At 32.1% G+C, this 25490-nt stretch carries 19 protein-coding genes and 1 pseudogene; 10 read left to right on the top strand and 10 right to left on the bottom strand.

Translation table 11 applies throughout. The features are described 5' to 3' along the window. Nucleotides 1-32 precede the first annotated feature (32 nt). From B4J88_RS03540 to B4J88_RS03560, 5 genes are all read right to left on the bottom strand, one after another. Nucleotides 33-584, bottom strand: a complete 552-nt coding sequence (locus B4J88_RS03540) for a ferritin (protein ID WP_038334091.1) — start codon at nucleotides 582-584, stop codon at nucleotides 33-35. Between the two features lie 126 nt (nucleotides 585-710). After that, nucleotides 711-1265, bottom strand: a complete 555-nt coding sequence (locus B4J88_RS03545) for a hypothetical protein (protein WP_038334092.1) — start codon at nucleotides 1263-1265, stop codon at nucleotides 711-713. A gap of 157 nt (nucleotides 1266-1422) precedes the next feature. Continuing rightward, a complete protein-coding gene (locus tag B4J88_RS03550; protein WP_291066413.1) occupies nucleotides 1423-3792 on the bottom strand; it encodes a TonB-dependent receptor domain-containing protein in 2370 nt (789 codons plus the stop codon). A gap of 67 nt (nucleotides 3793-3859) precedes the next feature. After that, complete coding sequence (locus tag B4J88_RS03555; RefSeq protein WP_291066414.1) at nucleotides 3860-4699, bottom strand: AraC family transcriptional regulator; 840 nt, start codon at nucleotides 4697-4699, stop codon at nucleotides 3860-3862. Nucleotides 4700-4806: 107 nt separating this feature from the next. Then, complete coding sequence (locus B4J88_RS03560; RefSeq protein WP_114999342.1) at nucleotides 4807-5991, bottom strand: CynX/NimT family MFS transporter; 1185 nt, start codon at nucleotides 5989-5991, stop codon at nucleotides 4807-4809. A 294-nt stretch (nucleotides 5992-6285) separates the two neighbouring features. Between B4J88_RS03560 and B4J88_RS03565 the strand changes: the two genes are divergently transcribed. The 4 genes from B4J88_RS03565 to B4J88_RS03580 all read left to right on the top strand — a co-directional run bounded on the left by B4J88_RS03565 (nucleotide 6286) and on the right by B4J88_RS03580 (nucleotide 12200). Then, on the top strand, nucleotides 6286-7053 hold the full coding sequence (locus B4J88_RS03565; protein WP_291066415.1) for a helix-turn-helix domain-containing protein: 768 nt from the start codon (nucleotides 6286-6288) through the stop codon (nucleotides 7051-7053). Nucleotides 7054-7282: 229 nt separating this feature from the next. Then, nucleotides 7283-9424, top strand: coding sequence for a TonB-dependent receptor plug domain-containing protein (locus tag B4J88_RS03570; RefSeq protein ID WP_114999344.1), 2142 nt, complete (start codon nucleotides 7283-7285; stop codon nucleotides 9422-9424). Nucleotides 9425-9434: 10 nt separating this feature from the next. Continuing rightward, nucleotides 9435-10829 (top strand): HmuY family protein, encoded by a 1395-nt coding sequence (locus tag B4J88_RS03575; RefSeq protein ID WP_280062736.1) that lies wholly within the window; start codon nucleotides 9435-9437, stop codon nucleotides 10827-10829. Nucleotides 10830-10952: 123 nt separating this feature from the next. Next, nucleotides 10953-12200, top strand: coding sequence for a T9SS type A sorting domain-containing protein (locus tag B4J88_RS03580; RefSeq protein ID WP_291066417.1), 1248 nt, complete (start codon nucleotides 10953-10955; stop codon nucleotides 12198-12200). Between the two features lie 652 nt (nucleotides 12201-12852). Here the strand turns inward: B4J88_RS03580 and B4J88_RS03585 are convergent. The 4 genes and pseudogenes from B4J88_RS03585 to B4J88_RS03600 form a co-directional block, all read right to left on the bottom strand. Beyond that, nucleotides 12853-13890 (bottom strand): hemin-degrading factor, encoded by a 1038-nt coding sequence (locus B4J88_RS03585; RefSeq protein ID WP_291066430.1) that lies wholly within the window; start codon nucleotides 13888-13890, stop codon nucleotides 12853-12855. A gap of 81 nt (nucleotides 13891-13971) precedes the next feature. Continuing rightward, nucleotides 13972-14676: pseudogene (locus B4J88_RS03590) on the bottom strand (ATP-binding cassette domain-containing protein); the annotation flags it as partial. Continuing rightward, complete coding sequence (locus B4J88_RS03595; RefSeq protein WP_291066419.1) at nucleotides 14676-15707, bottom strand: FecCD family ABC transporter permease; 1032 nt, start codon at nucleotides 15705-15707, stop codon at nucleotides 14676-14678. The pseudogene B4J88_RS03590 and the gene B4J88_RS03595, both read right to left, overlap by 1 nt. A gap of 16 nt (nucleotides 15708-15723) precedes the next feature. Further along, the gene (locus tag B4J88_RS03600) at nucleotides 15724-16593 is read right to left on the bottom strand and encodes a heme/hemin ABC transporter substrate-binding protein (protein WP_291066421.1); all 870 of its coding nucleotides are present in this window, start codon (nucleotides 16591-16593) and stop codon (nucleotides 15724-15726) included. Between the two features lie 229 nt (nucleotides 16594-16822). On the opposite strand from B4J88_RS03600, the gene B4J88_RS03605 reads away from it, so the two are divergent. Beyond that, a complete protein-coding gene (locus B4J88_RS03605; protein WP_280062730.1) occupies nucleotides 16823-17551 on the top strand; it encodes a metallophosphoesterase family protein in 729 nt (242 codons plus the stop codon). Nucleotides 17552-17780: 229 nt separating this feature from the next. Here B4J88_RS03605 and B4J88_RS03610 read toward each other — a convergent pair whose 3' ends face one another. Then, the gene (locus B4J88_RS03610; RefSeq protein ID WP_280062729.1) at nucleotides 17781-18341 is read right to left on the bottom strand and encodes a DUF4256 domain-containing protein; all 561 of its coding nucleotides are present in this window, start codon (nucleotides 18339-18341) and stop codon (nucleotides 17781-17783) included. Nucleotides 18342-18569: 228 nt separating this feature from the next. On the opposite strand from B4J88_RS03610, the gene B4J88_RS03615 reads away from it, so the two are divergent. From B4J88_RS03615 to B4J88_RS03635, 5 genes are read left to right on the top strand one after another with little or no spacing between them, the layout of a single operon-like run. Further along, nucleotides 18570-19142 (top strand): helix-turn-helix domain-containing protein, encoded by a 573-nt coding sequence (locus B4J88_RS03615; protein ID WP_280062728.1) that lies wholly within the window; start codon nucleotides 18570-18572, stop codon nucleotides 19140-19142. A gap of 10 nt (nucleotides 19143-19152) precedes the next feature. Next, complete coding sequence (locus B4J88_RS03620; protein ID WP_291066424.1) at nucleotides 19153-19974, top strand: DUF3347 domain-containing protein; 822 nt, start codon at nucleotides 19153-19155, stop codon at nucleotides 19972-19974. A gap of 23 nt (nucleotides 19975-19997) precedes the next feature. After that, the gene (locus B4J88_RS03625) at nucleotides 19998-22649 is read left to right on the top strand and encodes a copper-transporting P-type ATPase (RefSeq protein WP_291066426.1); all 2652 of its coding nucleotides are present in this window, start codon (nucleotides 19998-20000) and stop codon (nucleotides 22647-22649) included. Between the two features lie 45 nt (nucleotides 22650-22694). Next, entirely contained in the window at nucleotides 22695-23141 is a 447-nt protein-coding gene (locus B4J88_RS03630) for a hypothetical protein (protein ID WP_280051322.1), read from the top strand. Nucleotides 23142-23153: 12 nt separating this feature from the next. Continuing rightward, nucleotides 23154-25403, top strand: coding sequence for a multicopper oxidase domain-containing protein (locus B4J88_RS03635; protein WP_291066428.1), 2250 nt, complete (start codon nucleotides 23154-23156; stop codon nucleotides 25401-25403). Nucleotides 25404-25490 lie beyond the last annotated feature (87 nt).

Genomic DNA, 25490 nt, shown 5'->3' on the forward strand with positions numbered 1-25490 from the left:
AAATTAGCCCTTTGAGATGAATGATGAATATATTATTCTGCTAATGGATTAATTTGATCTGCTGTAGGAAAATCTTGCCCTGTATTACCGATCGTTTTGTTTAAATCAAATTTTGCAGCATCAGACATATTAGCACCACCCGCTAATTTTGCTTTGTCTAATAAATCGAGTGCTAATTTTTCTTCTTCACGTTGTTCAGCAACCAACCATTGTAAGAAATTCCATGTTGCCCAATCTTCTTCCTCCATACTCATTTTTACAATTTTGTAAATGGATTCGGTATTTTCGATTTCTTGTTTTAAAACAGCTTGAAAACACTCTAATACATTTTTAGGTTCAGGTCCAGGTTTTTTTATGGCTTCAATTTTTACAGTTCCACCACGTTCTTGAACATATTCTATAATTTTAGCCATATGTACGCGCTCTTCCTGAGAGTGTTTCATCATAAAATTTTTGACTCCGTCCAATTGATTTTCATCTGCCCAACATGCAAGCATTAGATAAATTTGTGCCGAAAAAGCTTCTAATGTAATTTGATCATTTAGTGCTTTTTGTAATGTTTTAGAAATTCTTGTTGTATTCATTTTTAAGGGTTATTTAAGTTGAGAATATTGAATGGAATTTTCGCACCAAACCCAATTTTTGAATGTTAATACTTTCTAAAATATTGATATTTAGATTCGTTTCAAATATTTTGATAACATTAAACCTTACTTCTTATTATAAAAATCAATTTGTCGTTGAATTGTTTTTTCGGTTTGAATAATGTCTAGTATTAGAATTTTGATGGTTTCTTTTTTGTTCTTTTCTGTTTCATAAAAGTTGGAGTACAAGAAATTCATGAAAAATTCTGTTTTGTTCTTTAAAATGTCTTTTTGTTCTTCAATATTAGACAAAGAAGTAATTTTATCATAATTTATCAAGTCAATTTTGGAAGTTGAAACTGATTTCCAAGCGCTTGTTTTAATCTGAGGAATAAACACGCCTTTACATTTCATTGTGATATCCAAAATGTTAACACTTTTGTTATCAGCATAGTATTCAAGTGAATCGACATAAGAATTTTGCAAAGGAACATTGTATTTTATTTCTTCCGTTGTTTCATTCAATTCACTTTTTATCGTTGAAAATACTTGATTAATATACACTTGGTCTTTTCTATTTGTGTTCCAATTGTCAATAAACAGTGCAATCAAAATACCTACGGTTACAGGAATAATTTCTTTGATAAATTGAATTGAATAATTTTCTAATGCTTTCTTCATTAAATTTAGTTCTCGTTAATTTATATTGATGTGTTAAATCAAACAAATATCTCATATTCATTGGAATGAACCATAACTATTTTTATATTTTTTGAAAAATAGTATCGAAATTTAAACACCAACAATTAAGTTGATGTTTTTGAGAGTTGAATTAAGTTTAATTTGCTCTGTTTTGTTCCTCGAAATTCACTTTTTTGTTGTTTTCTTTCACTTTGTTATTTCCAAAATTGTATGTTAAACTAAGTTTGAAACCTCGGTAATCATTGTATTGATTAAACTCCGAACGATAATCGCCATTATACGAATACCCTTTGTTTTTAATCGTTTTGAATACATCATTTACCACAAAATTAGCTTGTAATTTTTTATCGAAAAACGAAGCTTTAATGCCTGGCGAAAATTCCAATTGATCTTGCAGTTTTATGTTGGCATACGTGAACGGAAGCGAATGCCAGAAGTTTAGCATCAAAAACCACGTTTTATTCTCATTTAATGTAATAGTGTTGTAAAAGGTATATGACATCGAATAAACTTTCAGTTTTTCCAATTCAGAAATGGTCGGTTTTGTGATTGTATAAGATGCATTTGCATTGATTGAGGTTTCCCAAATTTTGAAAAATGTGTTGTAATATCCAATATTGAATCCCGTTCTGTTTTGGTCATAACTATTTTCTATTACATTGCTGTAAATTCCGTCCGAAAAACGTGCAATATTCGATGTGTTATTTTGGCTAAATTGATTGTAAAGTCCAAATGTAAATTTTCCTTTGTACGAATAATTTAGTTCAATATTATCATTAAATGATGGTTGTAATTTAGGATTTCCTGTGTAATACATATACGGATTCGTGTACCAACGGAATGGATTTAAAGATTGAAAATTGGGACGATTTATTCTTTTGGAATAATTGATACTGAACGAATGATTTGTAGTTGGTTTGTAACTGATATAAGCTGTAGGAAATAATTTTCCGTAGTTCTTTTTCAGACTGCTGTTTTCGTCATTTGGTGTAAAACCTTCTAGCGAAGTGTATTCGTATCGTAAACCAGCTTTTGCTGACCATTTTTGATTGAAATCTTTTTGAAAGCTAACATAAGCCGCATAATTGTGTTCTTTGTAATGAAAAATATTGCTATTCGATGGGTTCAAAACAAAATCTGCTTCATCAAATTCATAGTATTCCACATTCGATTTGTTATCCAATAGTGTATATTTTGCTCCAGTTTCTATGTTCAGCCATTTGTAAGGAAGCGTAAGATCTGATTGTACCGAATAAATCGCATATTTCATTTTACTATTATTTCGAACAATAGCATTATGCTGATTCGTGTTGTTAAAAGTATTTAAATTGTTGATTTTATTAGGACTATCGTTCAAGTAATTCGCTGTAAAACTTAGTTTTTTACCAATGCTGTCCAATTTTATGTCATAATAAGTATTCAAAGTATGTGTTGGTGTTGTCCAACGTTGTTTTTGAAGGGTTACTAATGTAGAATCTATAATAGAATTTGTTTCATAATGGCTTAGTCCATCCGTCTTCATATTATAATGCTGATTGGAATAGTCGTAAATAAGACCGATGTTTTGTTTCTCATTTATTTTATAATCAAGGCTGTAGTTTAACCCAAAACCATCGGGCGTATCTTTTCTTGTTTCCGAGTTGTAGACACTGTTTGTTTTGCTTAAAAGATCTCGAGTTCCAACGGCTTTATAAGCCATATCAAATTGCCTTAATTTCAACGAAGTGCTTAATTTTTTCGATTGATAATTAAGCGTTCCGCCCGTTCTGAAACCACTGTAAGAATTTTTTTGATACGAAGAATTTACACTCCCGCTCCAGCCAATATTAGGATTTTTCTTTAGAATAATATTAATAATTCCACTATTTCCTTGTGCTTCATATTTTGAAGGAGGAGTTGTAATGATTTCAATTTTCGCAATATCATCAGAACGAAGCGATTGTAGATAATTAGTAAGTTCGCTTCCTGATAAATTAAGCATTCTGTCATTCACCATAACCGAAACATTTCCTTTTCCTACAATAGAAATATTATCATTCAGTACATTCACCATTGGTGTGTTTCGTAAAGCGTCCAAAGCAGACATTCCTTGCGAAGCAATAGAATTTTCGATATTACAAACCAGACGATCAACTTTCTGTTCAATTAGTTTCTTTTTTGCTGTAACCGTTGCACCTTCTAAAGTTGTAGCATCTTGAATTTTGATAAGTCCTAAGTCTTTATCTTGTTTAATTTCTATTTCTTCTGAATAAAATTCTACGCCAAACTGTTCTATTTTAAGTAAATAATTTCCAGCATCTGTTTTCATAGAAAATAATCCCAGACTATCTGTATATGCTTGATTGATAAGTAAACTATCATTTTTAAAAAGAAGAATATCAGCAAATTCAAGTGCTTTATCATGTTGATTGATCACTTTTCCATTTATCGAAAATTGTTGCCCAAAAACTGATGAACAAAAGCTGAAGGCAATCAAATAGCAGCTAATCAAAATAAGATTTTTCATATGTTGTATTTTATTTATAACAAAGAAAAAGTATAGAACAAAGAAAAAATTGTAAAAATCGTGCAGCTTAATGTTGCGCATAAATCCAAGCCAATTGTTCTTGTTGAATGCTTGTTTTATTTCTTAATTGATTGGGCGATTGTCCCGTAATTTCTTTAAAATCGCGGATAAAATGAGATTGATCGGTGTAATTATTTTGGTAAGCGATATGCGTAAGTTTTTCTTTTTCGAAATGGAGAATAGAATTTAGCGCTTTTCTAAATCGAACTGTTTTCAAAAAAGTTTTTGGACTTTGCCCAATTTGATTCATAAACAGGCGATACAAGGTCGATTCATTCATCGAAAGATTTTTGGCTAAAGGACCAACTTTTAATTCATCTGTTTGTTGAATAAGGTATAAGATTTCTTTAGTTTTAGTATTTAAATAATCTTGATTTAAGCTTTTCAATAATATATGTTCGAGCATTGAAATTCTTTTCAACGAATTCTTTTCCTCAAATAATTGTTCTGTAAAATCTGTTGCAAATTTTGGGAAAATCATTTCAAAAACTTCATCACTTTTAATTAATTCATCGTACGAAATATTCGTAAATAAGCGTAGCGCAGCTGGATGAAAAATGATGCAAATTTCATCTAAAGTAGCGTCAATGCTTACATTAAGATTAGATTCATGAAATCCTGATAAATAACTTTTGTATGTAGCATATCCTTTTAAGGTAAAAAGATGTTTGCTTGTTTTATTTTGTTCGAGAATGATTTTATTCTGCTTGTAAATGGCAAGACACAAATTGGTGTTAGGGAAAGTTGAATACTCAACTTTTTCATCCTTTTCAGATTTGAAAAGGATGAAATACTGAACAATATTTTTTAATTCAGGATGATGAGGTTGTATAATTTCGGTTTTCATAAACGTACACGTAATAAAATCAATTTGCGCGATTAACACGTTGATAACGTGTTCTATTCTATAGACGCTTTTGCTTGATGTATGTTACGTGTAAATTCGAATTATTTTTAATCTTCCTCCACAAATTTAGGTTGAGAAGCTTTTATTCCAAAAAATGTTAGGATCATCATGCAGAACATTAAAAAGTATAATGAATAGCTCCAAGTAGAATCGATATCATATAATTTTCCGAAAATAGGAGGTCCAAATGCCGCAATTAAATAACCAACAGATTGTGCCATTCCCGAAATTTTGATTGTTCCAACCATTGTTTTTGTTCTTAATGAGAAGAATAAAATAGAAAGACTAAAGGCAAATCCTCCTGCAATTCCAATTAAAATCGCACTCAAATAACTGAATTTCGCTTTGAAAATTAGCAATGTTATGATTCCAATAAAATATAAAATGGAAGTTATGTAAATCATAATTTTTGGATTTTTCATGCGTGAGGCTAAAACTGGACTTACTAACATGGCGGGTAACATGGCAAGTTGTAAAACCGAAAATACCCAACCTGCATTGTTTTTTGTCATACCAAAATCTATTAGTAATGTAGGTAATAATGCAACCAAACAATAATAAATCAACGATTGTAATCCCATAAAAATACTAATGTTCCATGCTTGTTTTGATTTGAAAATATTGAATTTTACATCCTCTGATTGAACAATTTTTTGTTGAGTTGCTGTTTTATTTTTTAAAGAATCAATACAGACAATTATAAGTGCAGCTATAGCCGCTACAATCCAAACTCCAAGAGAACCTTTCCAACCTAAATTTGTCCAATTTCCAATTGCAATACTCAATCCAGAAGCTAATGCGGCGATTAAACTCATCGAAACCGAAAAAATACCTGTCATAATTCCAATTTTTGTTGGAAACGTATTTTTTATATACGCTGGTGTCAAAACATTTCCAATACAAATTCCCAATCCAATTAATAACGAACCGATATATAACATCGAAATATTGCCGTAAATACGGACGTAAATCCCGATAATTAGAATGATTAAGGAATAAATTAATCCGTGTCGAATGTTAATTTTTGCAGTGGCTTTACTCACTAAAATTGAACAAAATGCAAATACGAAAAGTGGAATAGAAGTCAATAAACTTGCTTGAAAATTATCTATTTTTAAGACAGATTTCATTTCATCTAAAATTGGACTAACAGCTGTAATTGGAGCTCTTAGGTTAGTTGAAACTAAAATGACAACTGCAATTCCAATCCAAATATTTTTATTTTTTTCCATTGACTTGATATTTCTAATTCGGTTACAAAATTAATCATGTCGTTTTTATTAATTTTGCCATATATTATATTTAAAACGACAAATAAAATTAACTTCTTGTACATATTGAATTAAAATTCGTCAGTTCGAGTGATTTTTAGAAATGAAATGAATAAAAATTGTATCGAGAATTAAGATGAATTTTTATCTTCTAAAACTTTATTCTCGATACAAAATTCTTGCAGAATTTCACTCGAACTGACGGTTTTATTGCTATAATTAGCTAAATGTATAAAAGAGAAAATTAATTAATTTATGAAACAAATTATTGGAGAATATTCTGATCATATGAAGACCAATACTTATGTTTGGTACGAGAAGAATCGCAAAAATGCGGATGAGGTTCATTCGCACGATTATTTCCAATTAAATTATGTTGAAGAAGGTTACCAATATTTTCATATCGAACAAAAGATTTATTTAGTCCCTCAAAATCATGTGATTTGGATTCCTGCAAATAAGCTACATCGTACGACTTCCGAGGCGAAAACCGTCAATCCAATGTTGATTTTGTTTAAAGAAGTTTTTAAGGATGATTTTTACAATGATATTCATGTTTTTGTTGCGCCGCCAATTCTAAAGGAAATGATGTTATATGCCTCAAAATGGAACAAATTTTTGGTAGAAGAGAAGGAGCAAAAGATTTTCTTAAATTCAATGTTGTATAGTTTGCCTCATTTTTGTGATGAAAACCATAATCTAGAATTACCAGTTCTTGTTGATACCCGTTTAATTCCGGTGAGTGAGTACATTCATTTTCATTATTCGACAAATTTTAATTTGAATGAATTAGCAGATAAAGCGAATATGTCTGCTCGAAATTTGCAACGAATTTTCAAACAAGAAACAGGAATTACACTTCAAAAATATATGCAACTTGTCCGAATTCTAAGAAGTATTGAATTAATAGATACCAATAATTTTACATTGAGCGAAATCGCTTATAAAGTCGGTTACAAAAGTTTGTCTGCTTTTACAGCGTCTTATTTTGCTGTTACGAAAACAAAACCTAAACGAAAATAATTCGTTTTAATTTCGTTCAATTTTTACTTTCCTTAATTTAATTCTTTAACAATTAAATTGATTAATAATGTTTTAACATCTCATTCTTTTATCAGAATTAGAAGACGAAGCTCGATTTTTATCACTATTCAATAAATTAATTTAGAATAAATAAAAATAAATTAAAAAATTCGTTTACATTTGTCTTATTAATTATTAGACTAATTCTAAATAATAAAATTAAGGACAAATGAAGAGGCGCTTTTTTCTACTAAGCTTACTTACAACACTAATTCTACAGGCTCAAGAAATTAATTCGTTTCCAAAAGATTCGACGATTAATTTGGAACAAACCGTGATTTCTGGGCAATATAATGCGCAATCGGTCAAGAAATCTATTTACGAAGTAAAAGTGATTTCGCAAGAAATGATCGAGAGACAAGCAGGAAACACATTGGCAGATGTTTTAAATCAAACATTGAATATGAATATTATTCCGAGTTCTTCTACAGGAAAATCGACGGTGCAAATGTTTGGTTTGGATGCACAATATTTCAAAATTTTGGTGGACAATATTCCATTAGTTAACGACGAAGGTTTAGGGAATAATACCGATTTAACGCAGATTAACTTAGATGATATTCAACAAATAGAAATCGTAGAAGGTGCGATGGGAGTGGAATATGGAGCAAATTCTATTGCGGGAGTAATCAATATTATTACTAAAAAAGGAGGGAAGAATAAATTTGATATTTCTGCGACTTTGCAAGAGGAAACAATTGGAGATGAATACAATTGGAAAAATAAAGGAAGACATATACAATCCTTGAAAATCGGGCATAAATTTTCAGACAAAATCTACGCTAATTTAAGTTTTTCACGTAATGATTTTCAAGGATTTTTTGATGATAAAAAAGGAAAGAATTATCCTAATAATGACGGATTGAGAGGATACGAATGGTTGCCAAAAGAACAAAATGCAGCAAAGGCATTTGTTCAATATAAAAAAGACAATTATCGTTTGTTTTATAAATTCGAATATTTCAACGAAGAAACTAAGTATTACGATCCCAATCCAACTCTTGCACCGAATGCGCCAACTGCGACGGTAGATTATTTTGGAAAAGATAGAGTGTACACAACAGATCGTATTTACAATCACTTAAATGCTTCAGGACGATTTAGAAAAGCAATTAATTATGATGTTTCGTTTTCGTATCAAGAACAAAAAAGAAAATTGAAATCGTATAATTATGAAATTCTTGAAGGTGTTGAACATGATGTAAACAAATTCGAATATGAAAGTCGAAAAGTGTATTATTCGAAAGGGATGTTCAGCAATTTTATCAATAAAAATGATTATTTCGATTTTCAATTTGGTTATGAAATCGATCAAACAAAAGGTTTTGCTTCAACTTCGGCAGGAGAATTTTTCCAAAAACCTATAGAAAGAAAATTAGGAACGTATGATTTTTTTGCTTCTTCTGAAATTAATCTAAATGATAAACTTTCGTTTCGTCCAGGCGCTCGCGTGATGTTTTCGGAGCAATTTGATAAGCAGTATGTGATGAGTTTGAGTGCGAAATATCTATTTGGAAAACAATGGGAATTGCGCGCGATTGTTGGTACTTCACCACGTTTGCCAAATTATGAGGAAATGTATTCGTATTTCGTAGACGTCAATCATAATGTGCAAGGAAACGAAAATCTGAATCCAGAAAAAGGAGTTTCTGCTTTTGTTCACTTAAAAAAGAATTGGTATATCGGAGAAAATAATTCATTAGAGCAAAAAGTATCGTTGTGGAAAATTAATCTGAAAGATAAGATTGATTTGATTGTTGTCGAAGAATCTCCATTGAAATATCAATATCGTAATATTGATAATTACGATGTACAAGGTATTACGTATTTGAATCAATTCAAAGTCCATCAATTTTCGGGAGGAGTTGGTTTTACGTTGACAGGCATCAAGCAAGATATTGATGAAGCAGTTGCTGTAAATTCAGTTAAAAATAAATATTTCTATTCAACGCAAATCAATGCAAATGTTTCGTACACTTTGCCAAAAACCAATACAATTTTCTCACTTTTCTATAAATACAATGGAGCTCAAGAGCAATTTGTCTTGAAAAATAATCCGTCAAATACAAGTGAACAAATTTTAGTAAAAGGTAAACAAGAAGCTTTTAACTGGATGGATGCGTCAATAAGACAAAGTTTTTGGAACAAAAAACTTAGTTTAACAATTGGTGCAAGAAATCTTTTTGATGTGAAATATTTGAACAGTTCATCTGGAAATGATGGTGCGCACAGCCAAGGTTCTACAAGTATTTTGTATGGATATGGACGTTCGTATTTCGCTAAACTTACGTTCAATTTAGGAATTAATTAATCAAAAATTCATGAAAAAAATATTTATATATACCTTATTGTTTAGTCTTTCTTTTTTGTGGTCGTGTAGTGAAGAAAACAATCCAATTGGACAAGATTTTGTTGTTGCTTTTAAAGATGCAAGTATAGATTTTAGTAAGATTGATAATGAGAAAACAATAAATTTAATTTATTCTAAAGTTGCGGAACGAGATGGTGAAATTCATATCAAAGTAACCGAAGATAAAGCAACTTATAATGTCGATTATTCAACTTCTGTTGCAGTTACAAATCAAGAAATTATTATTCCAATCAAAAAAGGTGAAACGTCGACAAGTTTTACGTTCAAGAATTTGATTTATCCATTTGATCGTTCTGATAAAACGATTCAGTTTGAAATTTCAAAAATTGATTATCCATCAGCGATTGTTCAAGGATATTCGTCAACAAAAATCTCTTTCGAAAATTCGATTGGCGGAACAATGGATGTGGAAATTGGCGGACCAAATGAGCAATATCAAGTTTATGTTGACTTAAGTAAAGGAACGCAAACAAAGGTAAAAAGGGATTCTTGGGATTTAGGTTTTTACAATGGAACAAATTTCCGAGTGATGTTAAATACTTCTATTTATATGGCGGTAAAAGCGCTGGACGAAACTGATTTGTCGAAAGTAACAAAAGCATCTGTTGGGAAATTAATCAACGAAGTTGCGGTAGGTACATTTACAGATTCGAACAAAGAATATGTTGACGATCCTACTGGAGATATTTTGAAAACGGCGATTGCGGAAATTAAAGAATCGGATAATCCAGTTTATTTACTGAATTTGGGTTACGAAGTCGGAACATCAACGCCTGCAGTTGGTTCGGCGGCTGTTGCTGGAAATTCGCGCGGTTGGAAAAAAGTGAAATTCATCAAAAAAGATGAGCAATATGTGATGCAATATGCCGATTTAGATGATACGACTTACAAAGAAAAAGTTATAGCAAAAACGTCAACGCACAATTTTGTTCACTTCAGTTTTACGACGAATGATTTTGTAAATGTTGAACCTCCAAAATTAGAATGGGATTTGAATTTTACAGTTTTCACTAATCTTATTACAGGAAATGGTTCGTATGGATATTCGGATTATGTGGTCAATAATTTGAAAGCAGGTGCAAAAGCTTATCGTGTAGATGTAACTAATGAAATTACCTACGAAAAATTTAATGAAACGATGATTGATGAAACAAAATTTTTAGACGATCAGCGTGCAATTGGAGATTCTTGGCGACAAGTAACTGCTCCTCAAAAATTATTCTCGGATCGATTTTATATCATCAAAGATGCAGAAAATAATTATTACAAAATTAAAATGTTAGCCTTCCTGAATGCTTCTGGTGTGAGAGGTTATCCAAAATTTGAATATAAACTTATCAAATAAATTTATCATAAACATACTCATTATTAGTGGTTAGAATGCGTCAATCCGAGTCATACGGGTCAGAGTGTAATCTCTCGGATTGACTGTTCTAATTCTGATTAACAATTAAAAAATTATTATATCATGAAAAACAAATTTACACTTTTAGCATTAATCATTCTAACATCTGTTGTAATAAATGCTCAAACCATAAAAGGCGAAGTTACTATGGGTGCTGGTTATACAAATGATGTTTATTACGGATTGGCAGATCAATCGACGAATTCTGTAAATAGAAACGATTGGGATATTTCATTTTATCGAAAATCGAATATGTCTACAGGAATTAGAGTAAACGATGGCGCAGGGATAGAAGTTTACGAAGCGTCGAATGATGTCTCAAAATGGAATAGTATTGATGTTGCTAATTTATCTACGTGGACAGCTTTGTATAATTCGGACACAGATTGGCAAGAAGGTGCTTTCAATAATGGTTCTGCGACATACGGTTGGGGAGAATATAGTATTGCAAATCATTATGTAAATGGTTCGATCATTTTTGTCTTGAAATATGCAACAGGAGAATATGTGAAATTGAAAATAGATAATTTTGCAGCTCTGTTAGGCGAATATAATTTTACGTATTCTAAATTGGTAAATGGAACGTGGTCTGCTGATACAAAAGTTACATTAGCTCATAAGACAAATCCAAACAATTTGTTTAATTACTATAGTTTATTGACTGATAAAGCAGTTACACCAGAGCCAGACCAAAGTAAATGGGATCTAAAATTTACAAAATACATTACGCCTCTTACAACAAATGATGGTGATGTTGTGATGTATTCTGTAACAGGAGTTTTACAAAGTGATGTAATAAAAGTTGCTAAAACAGAATCTGGAAATCCTGCTGATGATACGGCTTATGTAGCAGATATTAATGCGGTTGGGTATAATTGGAAAACCTTATCGGGTTGGTCTTATGTTGTGAATCCTATTAATCATTTTATCAAAAATACATCTACGAATCAGATTTATAAATTGGTTTTCAAAACGTTTGAAGGAACTTCTACAGGAAAAATAACATTCGATTACGAAAATGTAACAACTAATTTAGGAACAACAGAATTAGCCAAAACGAAGTTTGAAATTTATACCACTTCTCAACCTAAAACAATTGGTTTGGTGTACAATTCGCAAGAAGCGAAATCGTCTCCGTTAAATATTCAGATTTATGCGATAAATGGACAATTGGTGCATCAAGAAAGCTATCAACCAACGTCATCATTTACAAATAAAACAATACAATTAAGTAAACTTTCGGCTGGAATTTACATTGTAAAAGTACAATCTGCCGATAAAGTTGAAACGAAAAAAATAGTTTTGAAATAAAGTTTTGAGTACTTTATTTGTCTCTTTGTGTGAGGTCGTCTAGAAAGACGACCTTTTTTTATTATGTGATTTTATAATGTTTTAAAAATTGATAAGTTAGAAAGAATTATAAAGTTGGTTATTAAATTTTACTTTCGCGAATTTTAGGCTAATCAAAAAAACAAAAAGAGTAAATATTTCTGAAAAAATAAATATCATTAATGGTTCTATCAACTCTTCAATCAGTAAGTATTTTGAGATGGTAAGTTGAAGTAAAAGTAAAGGTGTTATTGTACAGAATAAAACTAAACGTGTAAAATTTAATTTATTATCAAACACTAAGTTTTGAAAAGAAAATTTGAATAAATAGGCAAAAACATATATGAATCCAAATATAGCTGGAACAATAAAATCTACAATAAATAGATCAATATGATCAAGAAAGATGGTTTTCAGAAGAGTAAAAAATAGTGTAAATCCTACTGAAAAAATCAACATACTTAATATATAAGGTTTGAAAATGAATTTTATTTTTTCTTTTGTCGTTAGCATAATCAAATATATAAAACTCTTGATGAAAGACTAAACAATAGTACATTAAAAAAACCGATTAACATTTCTATTAATCGGGTAAAATATTTAGTGTGAAAGTATAAGTTAGGTTAGATTCTTATTATTTCAATTCAGCAACAATCTCGCGCCATTGCTCCAATTCAGGAATACCTGGTTTTCTTTTTCCAAAGAATTGAACAATAATTTCGCCTTTATCGTTAAAAACTTCAATCGCTGTTACAATACCGTCTTCAGTAGGTTTTCTAACAATCCAAGTAGAGGCAATTTTTGACATATCCAAATGCATATTAAAATCTGGATCTAAAATATTGAACCAGTTTTCGTGCCACATCGTACGTTTAATTTCGCCTGTATGAATCTGAATATTTCCTTTGTTTCCTGTGAAAACCATGATTGGCGTTTGTGTTTCGGCAGATTTTTCTAAGAACTGAACAATTGCTTTATTCGAAATTTGTTTTGCATGATAATCTGTCGGAGCCAAACGCAACGCTTGCGTACGTGTAACGCCGAATTTGCGCAACATCATAAAGAAATTGTGCGTGTCTTTCAACTCAACCCAAGCTTGTTGAAAACCTTCAACATCAATTTCGTTATCAGGTTTTTCTGTAACATTATTTTCGATAATTTCTGTTGCAGGAATCGTTTGTTGATCTTCGTCTTTGTATTTCTCAACCAATGCATCAAACGCTTCTACATTACTTTGCGGAACCAAATATATTTTGTGAATTGCTTCGCCATCTTTCCCGAAAAATTGTAAACTTTTGCGTTCTCCATGTTCAGATTTTTCTACAACTGCGAAAGCTGTTTTCCAATGATTCAAGAAAATTCGCATATCAATATCTTCCCCAACAAAAAGTTGTGCGTGAGGCGAAGAAAAATCAGGATTCAGATAAATACCTTTGCGTTCGTGCACACATTCGTTGTTGCGCGTCAAAGCCATCACTTTTCCAAGTGACTCTATTTCTTGTAAAATCGCAGCAAATTCAGGTTTTAATTTTGTAACATTATCACCTAATTGCGTTGCTAAAAGTTCCATTTCGCTAACACCAAGTTCTTTCGCTGCGTTACGTATTCTAATTTTAGGTTGATTTGCTTTCAAATCTTCCCATTGTTGTTTTAAATCTGTAAGTGTGTTCATTGTAATTGTTTTTTTACCGAATAAAATAAGTGGTTTTTGGTCGATTGGATTTTTACAAATGGTACAAGGAAATCTATAAATTTTGGAAATGATTTCTGGTAGGAAAACCTTTTCTGGACTATCTTGATAAACAATTTTTCCTTTGTTCATCAAGATCACTTCATCAGCAAACTGAGAAGCCAAATTAAGGTCGTGCATTACCAAAATCACTAAGTTTCCTTTTTGTTTAAAATCATTCAGAATTTCTAACAAATTAAATTGATGAGAAACGTCCAAATTATTCAAAGGTTCGTCTAATAATAGTAGTTTTTGATTGACTTCATTTTCCAATTGCACAAAAACGCGCGCCAAATGTACACGCTGTTTTTCGCCACCAGAAAGATGAATGTAATCCCTGTCTTTTAAATGATTGATATCGGTTTTGATCATCCAATAATCAACCGCATCGATGTCTTGTTGTTGAGGTGAATTTTGGAAATATGGATAACGTCCCATCAGTACAACTTCCTTCACTGTAAGTGGAATGTCCGTTGGTTGATGTTGAGAAAATTTTGCTTTATGTTGCGGTAAATCTTCTTTTTTCCAATTTTTTAAGGCAATATCTTTTAGTCGAATTAGGTTAGCATTTGGTTCAATTTCATTCGCAATATAGCTCAATAAAGACGATTTTCCTGCACCGTTTGGTCCAACGATTGCAATCATTTTTCCTGCTTTTGCATCAAATGAAATCGTATCTAAAATCTTGAATGATTTGTGTTGATAATTAATATTTTCTACCGCTAACATTACAATGATTTTTTATAATTCATTAAAATTGAAATAAACACTGGTGCGCCCATTAACGAAGTTAAAATTCCGATTGGAATTTCGGATGGAGCAACCAATGTTCGACTGATTGTATCTGCAACAATGACTAAAATTGCGCCTAAAAATGCAGATAATGGAAGAATGATCACATAATTTGATTTGAAGACTAATCGTAAAATATACGGAACGATTAATCCTACAAATCCGATTGTTCCTGTAAAAGAAACAATTGTTCCGACTAATAAAGCTGAAAAAACAATGATTTGTCTTTTCGTTTTTTCGACATTAATTCCCAAATGTTCAGCATCTTTTTCGCCCAACATCATCGCGTTTAATATTTTTCCTTTTCCAATTAAAAAGTAAAAACTTACACTAACCACGATTGTTAAAATTAAGATTTTGTCCCAGTTGGCACTTGCAATGCTACCTAATGTCCAAAATGTTAGGTTGCGTAATTCTTCTTCTGATGATAGATAGGTTAACAATCCGGTTGCAGATCCGCATAAAGCAGAAATGGCAACTCCGGCTAACAGTAAAATGGTGATATTTGTTTTTTGATGATGTGAAGAAATTTTATACACAAAAACTGTGGAACACATAGCGCCGACAAATGCCATCAAACTAAGCAATGAGTAATGGATAATTTCTGGAACAAAATCTTTGATATATCCTCCCAAAACAATTGTAATTGCAGCAAATAAAATACTTCCTGATGTAATCCCAATCAAGTCTGGAGATGCCAACGGATTTTTGAAAATACCTTGTAGACAAGTTCCTGCAACTGCCAAACCTGAGCCAACTAAAATAGACATAATAATACGTGGTAATCGTAAATCGAAAAGCACATAATAATCGCTGTCGTTGATTGCAGTTCTATTGGTAATCGCTTTATTGATGATGGATAGGATGGATTCGTTAAATTGATAAACACCCAAGAATAATGCAAGAATTGCAAGACCAAAGATGCCTAGACTTAACAAAGAAAGATGTATTCTGATTTGCGGATACATATTGTTTTAGACTTTTTTATTTTTGAAGTAATTGATTTAATTGCGCTGCTGCTTGTCCGACACGTGGTCCAAATCCAGAAACCAATTGACCATCCATCGCGATGATTTTTTTGTTTTTTCCTGCATTTGTAGAAGCAACACCTTCTAATTTTAATACGCCGTCAACGCCACCAATACTTTCTAAGCCTTTGTCAAACATCAAAATATAATCAGGATTTGATTTTACAACCGCTTCTGGCGTTAATGGTTTGAAATCTTCAAATTCTGTAATAGCATTTTGTCCACCAGCAATTCCAATAATTTTTTCCACTGGTGTGTTTGTTCCAGCAACCATCAAGTTTCCTGCTCCACGAGCGTATATGAACAATACTTTTGGTTTTGTAGCTAAAGGTTTTACAGCTTTTAAATCTGTATCAATTATAGTAGTAATAGCATCAAAATCTTGTTTATTTAGAGACGTTGCAACCGTTTTTACTAACTCTTTCGTTCCTTCAACTGAATAATCTTGTTTGATAATTTCAGTTTGGATTCCAGCATTTTTTAGTTGAGCAATTTGTTCTGGATTCAGGTCTTTATCTGTCGCATATACTTTTGTTGGTTTCAAAGCCAATAAAGCCTCGATTGACAAAGAACGAGTATGTCCCAAATCTGTCGCTTTTTCCTTTACAGAAGTAGGGTAGGTACTTGTTACATCAACACCAACAAGGTTATTTTCTTCTCCTAAATCAGCTAAAATTTCAGTAATTGCTCCATTTAAAGAAACAATTTTTTCGTTCGAAATCGCATTCTCTGTTTTTACCTCTTCAGTCGATTCATTTTTTGCTTCTTTATTCGTGCAGCTTGCTAATAGAGCTAAGATTGCAGTAGAAATAAATAGTTTTTTCATTGTTATTTGTATTAAGTCTAAATTAAAATACAAATATTAGGAAAAAGATTTAGTTAGACAATATTTATTTAGAATAATTTAAAATAAATGTATACAATTAAAATTAACTGATCTGTAAATATTGTTTTAGAGATAAAAGTAATTTGATAATAATCATAGAATTGGAGAGAATAATTGTTTTTTAGTTTGTAATAAAAAATCTAAATTAGTTTTTTTAATGTGGGAAGAAATGATGAAGATTGCAATTATTAGTGACATTCATGGAAATTTATTGGCTTTGAATGAAGTTTTAAAGGATATTAAGGATAAGAATATCAATCAAATTTATTGTTTAGGAGATTTAGTTGATTTTGCACCTTGGAGTAATGAAGTTATTTCTTTTTTTATCAAGAATAAAATTCCATGTTTATTAGGAAATCACGATGACCGAATTGCTTTAGATTTACCTTTATTTCCGCTTTTACATCATGACGATATTGAAACTAAAAATAGATTTGAAGCGATTAATCATAGTAAAAGAACCATCAGTTTAGAACATAAAGAATGGTTAGGCAATTTACCTTATCAACTTGAATTGGTATTTAAAACTGGGAATTCGTTTAAGAAAATATTACTTGTTCATGCAAGTTTAGAGACTAACGACCAATATGTGTATGAAACCGATGATAAGCAAATGATGTATTCTTTTTTGAAAGATAAAAATATAGATGCTTTGGTGATGGGGCATACGCATCAATCTTATATTCAGCAGGTTTCGAATATTTTATTCATAAATAGTGGTTCTGTAGGCAGAAGCAAGGAAGATGATAGGAAAGCAACTTATACAATTCTAACTTTGGATGAGCAGAAGATTGAAGCTGAAATTGTCAAGGTTGATTATCTAATAGAAGAAGTCGCATCTGCTATTTATTCGAGTGATATTCCTGATTTTTATGGTGATTTTTTATTAAAGAAATAATCTTGGTTTTGATGCAATCAAGAATTTATAGAGGTGTCTTTTTTAAGAGGAATAATTAATTTGAAAATGAAGATGATAACTCCAATGATTTGAATAATGGAAGCTAAAAATAACATCAAATTTGCAGAAATAATAAAGTAAAAATGTGTGATTTTACACAAAATGCCAATAATAAATAGAATTGAACCACAAAGGAAAACAATTAATGGAAATGCAAATTTCATAGTTTTTAAACTTTTAAAATTCCTCTAAAACCACGAGCTGCATAATAAGATTGTGCGCCGTTGTGATAAATAAAAATAGTTCCGTAACGATAATCGCCAAATATAGCGCCGCCTAATTCTCTAATTTTTTCAGGAGTTTTTAACCAACTTGAGGTTTTTTGATCTACAATTTCTACAGCTTGCAACAAACGATATTCTTCTTCGGTCAATAATTCAATTTTCATACTTTTTGCAACATCTATCGCATTATTTTTTGGTTGATGCTCTTTGCGAGACGTCTGTCCTTCGTAATCATACGCTAAACTTCTACGATCTTTCGGACTTTCTGCCGAACAATCTACAATATAATACTCGTCTGTTTTATCCTCATAAAAAATAATATCAGGTTCACCACCAGTAATTTCCATTTGATGCAAACACCAAATTTTTTCAGGTTGATTAATGATACTTTCTTCTATTTTTTGCCAATCTAAATCTTGATGTCGATGCATATTTTTCTCAAAACGTTCTTTCAAAATCTGAATGCAGTTATTTTGTTCTATTGGAGTTAGTTCTTTTTTTGTCATAGAATTTATTGTTTTGAGAAATTATTTTTCTAACCAAATATATTCAAAAAACAGATGATTTTGGTAATTCATTTATAAAGAATAGGTTAATGAAAAATGAGTAATCTGAAAATTATATACATCATCTTGCAAATTGTATAATCTTTTGAGCTGAAGTTGTACGAAATTTGTAACATAAGATTTTGTAAATTTAAGTGAAATAAATCGCTCAAATTTGAAGAATATATTATGGAAAATACAAGTAAATTATTTATAAAAAATATGGTTTGTCATCGCTGTAAAGTAGTGGTTGGACGAATTTTGAAGATGAATAACATCGAAACAAATCATATCGAATTGGGAGAAGTTGAATTGAAAAATCCGATAAATTCTAATCAATTAGAATTGGTTCGAAATGAATTGGAAGAGGTTGGTTTTGAGTTGATTGATGATAAACGTAGCAAGTTGATTGAACAAATTAAAACATTGATTATTCAATTGGTTCATCAAGAAAATAACGAACTGAAAGTTAATTTATCTGATTATTTGAGTGAACAAACGAAGTTAGATTATAAATATATTTCGAATCTTTTTTCGGAAATGGAAGGGCAAACAATTGAGAAATATTTTATTCAACAAAAGATCGAAAAAGTCAAAGAATTAATGATTTATGATGAATTATCGTTGAGCGAAATTGCGTTTCAATTGAATTATTCGAGTGTAGCACATCTTAGTGCACAATTCAAAAAAGTAACTGGTTTGACACCTTCTGTTTTCAAACAATTGAGCAAACATACGCGTCGACCAATTGATAAAATCTAAATTAAAAATCATGAAAAAATATAGTTTTTTAATCATCGGAAGTTTTCTTGCTTTTGCTGCAAATGCACAATTTAAAAATCAAGAAACCAAACAATTTCAAGTGAAAGGAAGTTGTGCAAATGCAAAAGAATTAATTGAAAAAGCAGGAAATCAACCTCGAATTTCGAAAGTAGATTTTGACACAATAACTCAAACAGCTTCGATTTCGTATAATAAATCAAAAACAAATTCGAACGAAATCTTGAAAAACATCGCGCTAGCAGGTTTTGATAATGCAGAGTATATGGCGCCTGATGAAGCTTATGCGAAATTGGAAAAAGATTGTCAATATTCTCGTGATAAAAAAATGGTGATGAATCATCAAGAAATGGATCATCCTAATCATAATCAAACTGAAACTTCTCAACAAAAAAATCAATTGTCGCACGTTTTTGATGCTTATTTTTCATTGAAAGATGCTTTTGTAAAAGCAAATGAAAGTGAAATCTCGAAACAAATTACTGTATTTTCTAAATCAATTTCTACTGTAGAAATGGGTAAACTTTCGCATGAATCGCATATGGTTTGGATGGAAGTTTTGAATGATTTAGAAGCAACTTCGAAACAATTATCGCAAGAAAAAAACATTGAGAAACAGCGTACAACTTTTGCGAAATTATCACAACCAATGTTCAAATTAGCTCAAAAAGCAAATCTTGGATATACACTTTATTATCAAAATTGTCCAATGTTTAATGGAGGTTCGAATTGGTTGAGTAAAGATTCGGATATTAAAAATCCATTTTACGGAAATATGATGTTGACATGTGGAAGCACAGTTGATAAATTGTAAACCAATTTAAAAAAAACATTTAAATGGAAAATCATCAAATGCACAAAAAATCGCCAGGTTATGCTTGTCCAATGCATCCAGAAGTGATCGGTAATCAAGGAGATAAATGCTCGAAATGCGGGATGTTTTTGGTAGAAATATCCGAAAATGCAACTACCGAAACCTTATCTAACGAGTCTAAATCAATTTCGGATTCGTGTTCACACAAAAAAGCGGAAATTGTTGTAGACGAATATTATTGTCCGATGCATTGCGAAGGTGATAAAACTTACGACAAACCTGGAGATTGTCCGGTTTGTGGAATGCATTTGATGAAAAAGGAAAATTTAGAAATTAATTCGACTGTCGATGAGGCTTCTTGTTCACATAAAAAACAAGAAGTAACAGAAACAATAAAGCACGATCACGCGAATTGCTCACATGCCCAACACAATACAAATGAAGTTACATCTGCAATAGCTCCTAAAAAAGCAAATTCTGGCGACGAATATTATTGTCCGATGCATTGCGAAGGTGATAAAACTTACGACAAACCTGGTAATTGTCCGGTTTGTGGAATGCATTTGATAAAAGAAGAAAAGTTGAACTTATCAAACGAATATACCTGTCCGATGCACCCCGAAATCATCAAAGATCAACCTGGTTTTTGTCCGATTTGTGGAATGGATCTAATTCCTATGGTACAAACTGATTCGACTGATGATGCCTATCATCATACCCGAAAAATGTTTTGGATTTCTATGGTGCTAACCGTTCCTATTTTCATTTTAGCAATGGGCGAAATGCTACCAGGTAACCCAATTGGCAAAATTGTGAGTCCTCAAATATCAGCTTATATTCAGTTTGCACTGTGTTTACCCATCATTTTTTATACATGTTGGTCATTTTTCCAACGAGCTTGGGTTTCTTTCAAAACATGGAATCTCAATATGTTCAGTTTAATCGGTTTGGGTGCTGGTGCTGGATTTTTGTATTCGGTAGTGGGCTTATTTTTTCCACATTTATTCCCTTCGGAGTTCAAAACGCATCACGGTCAAGTAGCGTTATATTTTGAGTCGGTAGCAGTGATTTTAACATTGGTAATGTTGGGACAAATGTTGGAGGCAAAAGCACATTCTAAAACCAATTCAGCCTTAAAAGAGTTGATTAAATTATCACCGAATGAAGCCTTTAGAATTGTTAATGGAAAAGAAGAAAAGGTAAGTATTGATCAAATTCAATTAGATGATATTCTGCGTGTAAAACCAGGGGATAAAGTTCCTGTTGATGGAATTATAACCGAAGGTTTTGCAGATATTGATGAAAGTATGATTTCGGGTGAACCAACTCCTGTTTCAAAAACGGTTGACGATGAAGTGGTTGCGGGAACAATAAATGGAAGTAAAACCTTTTTGATGAAAGCAACCAAAGTAGGTGGAGAAACTTTATTGGCCCAAATCATTGATATGGTGAATCAAGCAAGTAGAAGTCAAGCTCCGATTCAAAAAGTCGTTGATAAAATCTCCAAAATATTTGTACCTACTGTTATGGTTATTGCTTTAGTAACCTTCTTTGCATGGTGGATTTTTGGCAATGAAAATCGTGTGGCATTTGCCATTGCTAATGCTTTAGCGGTGTTGATAGTGGCTTGTCCATGCGCCCTTGGTTTGGCTACGCCAATGTCGGTGATGGTTGCAGTTGGTAAAGGTGCAAAAAATGGTGTTTTGGTAAAAAATGCCGAAGCTTTAGAGCGCTTGAACAAAGTAACAACTTTAACGATTGACAAAACAGGTACGATTACTGAGGGAAAACCTGCAGTGGTGAATATCATTCCGTTTGAAGGAGCAAATAAAAATGAAGTATTGCTTTTAGCAGCAAGTATGAACCAAAATAGTGGACATCCATTGGCGCAATCTTTTGTTCATGCGGCTGAAAAAGAAAGCTTGAACTTGCATTCGATTCAGAATTTTGAAGATTTAGCAGGTAAAGGAGTAAAAGGTTTGGTAGACGGAAAAGAAGTGTATTTGGGTAACGAAGGATTGATGACATTTGCAGGGCTTCAAGTACCAAAAGTGGATAGTACGAACACTCTATCTTTCTTGGGTGTAAACGGAAAAGTGTTGGCTGCATTTGAAACTTCTGACGAAATAAAAGTATCATCGAAAGAAGCAATTCATAAAATAAAAGCGCAAAAAGTAGATGTAATGATGCTGACGGGCGATAATGAGCAAACAGCTTTGAAAGTAGCTAAAGAAGTCGGTATTGAGCATTTTAAAGCGAAAGTTTTACCTCAAGAAAAACTGAATACGATCAAAGATTTGCAAGACAAACAACAAGTGGTTGCGATGGCGGGCGATGGAATAAACGATGCTCCTGCATTGGCACAAGCTGATGTTTCGATTGCGATGGGAACAGGAACCGATGTGGCTATTGAAAGTGCGGATATTACTTTATTGAAAGGTGATTTGATTGGCGTGTATAAAAGTATTGTATTGAGTCATAAAATGATGCGAAATATTAAAGAAAATTTAGTTTTTGCTTTTATCTATAATGTATTAGGGATTCCAGTTGCAGCAGGATTATTGTATCCATTTTTCGGAATTCTATTATCACCAATGGTGGCTGCAGCTGCGATGAGTTTGAGCTCTGTCTCTGTCATTTTAAATGCTGCTCGATTAAATAGAGCAAAAATTTAGGTTTAATATAAAAGTGAAAATTGATAAAAAATAAAAATTGAAATAATGAAAAATATAAAATCGATTGTTGGAATTTCTGTTTTAGCAACATTTTTTTTAGTGTCTTGTTCAAAGAAAGATGAAGAAAAATCATCGCCAGAAACTACTCATGTAGAGCATCAAGAAAATATGAATATGCAAATGTCTCCAAATACAGAAAACTTGGCTTACAATGTGGGAGATAAAGTTCCGAATAAGCAAGTTTGTATGGTGAACAACGCGTATATGGGCAAAAATCAGTTCGAAGTTCCTTATGACGGAAAAACCTATTATGGATGTTGTAATATGTGTGTAGAAAGAATTCCGAATGATGAAACTGCGCGTAAAGCAAAAGATCCTTTTACAGGAAAGGAAATTGATAAAGCGAATGCGTATATTGTTTTGAAAGATCAACAAGGAAATGTTGATTATTTCGAAAATGAGGAGAATTATAAGAAGTATAGTCAGTTATAATAAATCATTCTCATGAGGAAATTACTTTGTTTACTTTTTATTCCGTTGGTGATTGCTTTACAGGCACAAAAACGTGTTGAATACGATTTATATGTACGTGATACCATTGTTAATTTTTCAGGAAAAGAGAAAAGAGCGATTTCGGTAAATGGTCAAATTCCTATGCCAACTTTGGAGTTTACGGAAGGTGATACGGCTGTCATTCGTGTACATAATAAATTGAATGAAGATACTTCTTTGCATTGGCACGGCGTGTGGTTGCCGAATAAGGAAGATGGAGTTCCGATGTTGACGCAGATGGGGATTAAACCTGGTGAAACGTACACGTATTCGTTTCCGATTATTCAGAACGGGACGCATTGGTATCACAGTCATTCGGGTTATCAAGAACAAATCGGGATGTACGGTTCGATGATTTTGAAGAAACGCGAAAATGATCCTACGTTCCGAAAAGGAATTGATGATTTACCTACAATTCCTGTGATGTTGAGCGAATGGACAGATCTTAATCCAAAAAATATTCAGCGAATGTTGCATAATGCAAATGATTGGGCGGGAATCAAAAAAGGTTCTACGCAAAGTTATGCTGAAGCAATTCGAGAAGGTCATTTCAAAACAAAATTGACCAACGAATGGAAGCGTATGTTGGCGATGGATGTGAGCGATGTTTATTACGAAAAATTCTTGATAAATGCTCAGAATGAAAGTCAACTGAAACAATTCAAAGCAGGAGATAAAGTACGTTTACGCATTTCGAATGGTGGTGCATCAACTTATTTTTGGTTGCGTTATGCGGGTGGAAAAATTACGGTTGTAGCAAATGATGGAAACGACGTAGAACCTTTAGAAGTTGATCGTTTGATTATTGGCGTTTCCGAAACGTACGATATCGTAGTTACGGTTCCTGAAGGTGGTTTGTCGTATGAATTTCAGGCTACTTCTGAGGATAGAACGGGTTCGGCTTCGTTGTTCATTGGTGAAGGAAAGAAACAATTGATGGAACCACTTCCGAAATTGAAGTATTTTGAAGGAATGAAGATGATGAACGACATGATGAATATGAACGGAACAATGAACGATATGGGAATGAAAATGAGCTTACAGCAAATGGACATGAACACCGTGATGTATCCTGAAATTTCTGGCGAAGCGAAAAAGAAATCCAAAAAATCAAAGAAAGATTCTGTTGAAAATCATTCAGAAATGGTTGAAATGGATCATTCTTCGCACGGAAATACATCCTCAAACATTACCACTTTAAATTACGGAATGCTAAAATCACCTGAAAACACAACACTTCCAAAAGATGCTCCTGTAAAAGAATTACGTTTCGAATTAACAGGAAATATGAATCGTTATGTGTGGAGTATGGATAACAAAGTGTTTTCGGAATCGGATAAAATTCCAGTCAAAAAAGGTGAGATTCTGCGTATTACCTTATATAACAATTCGATGATGCGTCACCCAATGCATTTACATGGTTTCGATTTTCGTGTCATTAATAAAAATGGTGAATATTCTCCGCTGAAAAACGTGTTGGATATTATGCCGATGGAAACAAATGTCATCGAATTTGAGGCAAATACAGAAGGTGATTGGTTTTTCCATTGTCATATTTTGTATCACATGATGGGCGGAATGAATCGCGTTTTTGAGGTTGGAGATTATCAAAATCCTAATTTACCAAATAAAAAACATGCTTATAAAATGTTGCAAATGGAAAGTAATATGAAGCATGTTATGGTAGAAAATGATTTCGCTACAAATGGTTTAGATGGTATGTTGATGGTGCAAGATGCACGTTGGGCTTTTACTTCGGAGTGGGGAATTGGTTACAAACCAGAACACGGTTATGAAGTAGAAACACATTTGGGACGTTTTATTGATCGAAATCAATGGTTTCAAGTTTTTGTAGGTTTTGATTGGAATCAACACAAAATGTTAACAGACCACGGAATTGTAGAAAAGAATATTTTTGGTCAAAAAACAGATAGAAACAAAGGATTATTCAGTGCTGGTTTTGTGTATAAATTACCAATGTTAATTGATTTTCAGACCGAAATTTATCAAACAGGAAAAGTTCGTTTGCAACTGATGAGAGAGGATATTCCAATTTCAAAACGAGTTCGCGCTGGTTTTATGTGGAATACAGATAAAGAATATATGGGCGAGTTGAGCTATATCTTGAACAGAAATATGCACATCAGAACTCATTACGATAGCGATATGGGATTCGGTGTAGGATTGAGGTTAGTTTATTAGAAATATAAATAGTATAAAACATAAAAAGCTTCGAGAATTTTCTTGAAGCTTTTTTATGTTTTATAATTGTCCCGTCCTGAAATAGCG

This window comes from Empedobacter sp. UBA5036, assembly GCF_002415215.1.
Classification (GTDB): Bacteria; Bacteroidota; Bacteroidia; order Flavobacteriales; family Weeksellaceae; genus Empedobacter; species Empedobacter falsenii_B.

Excerpts from the sequence above, each read along its gene's own strand:
- B4J88_RS03540 (WP_038334091.1), bottom strand. The coding sequence starts at position 584 with ATGAATACAACAAGAATTTCTAAAACATTACAAAAAGCACTAAATGAT.
- B4J88_RS03545 (WP_038334092.1), bottom strand. The coding sequence starts at position 1,265 with ATGAAGAAAGCATTAGAAAATTATTCAATTCAATTTATCAAAGAAATT.
- B4J88_RS03550 (WP_291066413.1), bottom strand. The coding sequence starts at position 3,792 with ATGAAAAATCTTATTTTGATTAGCTGCTATTTGATTGCCTTCAGCTTT.
- B4J88_RS03555 (WP_291066414.1), bottom strand. The coding sequence starts at position 4,699 with ATGAAAACCGAAATTATACAACCTCATCATCCTGAATTAAAAAATATT.
- B4J88_RS03560 (WP_114999342.1), bottom strand. The coding sequence starts at position 5,991 with ATGGAAAAAAATAAAAATATTTGGATTGGAATTGCAGTTGTCATTTTA.
- B4J88_RS03565 (WP_291066415.1), top strand. The coding sequence starts at position 6,286 with ATGAAACAAATTATTGGAGAATATTCTGATCATATGAAGACCAATACT.
- B4J88_RS03570 (WP_114999344.1), top strand. The coding sequence starts at position 7,283 with ATGAAGAGGCGCTTTTTTCTACTAAGCTTACTTACAACACTAATTCTA.
- B4J88_RS03575 (WP_280062736.1), top strand. The coding sequence starts at position 9,435 with ATGAAAAAAATATTTATATATACCTTATTGTTTAGTCTTTCTTTTTTG.
- B4J88_RS03580 (WP_291066417.1), top strand. The coding sequence starts at position 10,953 with ATGAAAAACAAATTTACACTTTTAGCATTAATCATTCTAACATCTGTT.
- B4J88_RS03585 (WP_291066430.1), bottom strand. The coding sequence starts at position 13,890 with ATGAACACACTTACAGATTTAAAACAACAATGGGAAGATTTGAAAGCA.
- B4J88_RS03595 (WP_291066419.1), bottom strand. The coding sequence starts at position 15,707 with ATGTATCCGCAAATCAGAATACATCTTTCTTTGTTAAGTCTAGGCATC.
- B4J88_RS03600 (WP_291066421.1), bottom strand. The coding sequence starts at position 16,593 with ATGAAAAAACTATTTATTTCTACTGCAATCTTAGCTCTATTAGCAAGC.
- B4J88_RS03605 (WP_280062730.1), top strand. The coding sequence starts at position 16,823 with ATGATGAAGATTGCAATTATTAGTGACATTCATGGAAATTTATTGGCT.
- B4J88_RS03610 (WP_280062729.1), bottom strand. The coding sequence starts at position 18,341 with ATGACAAAAAAAGAACTAACTCCAATAGAACAAAATAACTGCATTCAG.
- B4J88_RS03615 (WP_280062728.1), top strand. The coding sequence starts at position 18,570 with ATGGAAAATACAAGTAAATTATTTATAAAAAATATGGTTTGTCATCGC.
- B4J88_RS03620 (WP_291066424.1), top strand. The coding sequence starts at position 19,153 with ATGAAAAAATATAGTTTTTTAATCATCGGAAGTTTTCTTGCTTTTGCT.
- B4J88_RS03625 (WP_291066426.1), top strand. The coding sequence starts at position 19,998 with ATGGAAAATCATCAAATGCACAAAAAATCGCCAGGTTATGCTTGTCCA.
- B4J88_RS03630 (WP_280051322.1), top strand. The coding sequence starts at position 22,695 with ATGAAAAATATAAAATCGATTGTTGGAATTTCTGTTTTAGCAACATTT.
- B4J88_RS03635 (WP_291066428.1), top strand. The coding sequence starts at position 23,154 with ATGAGGAAATTACTTTGTTTACTTTTTATTCCGTTGGTGATTGCTTTA.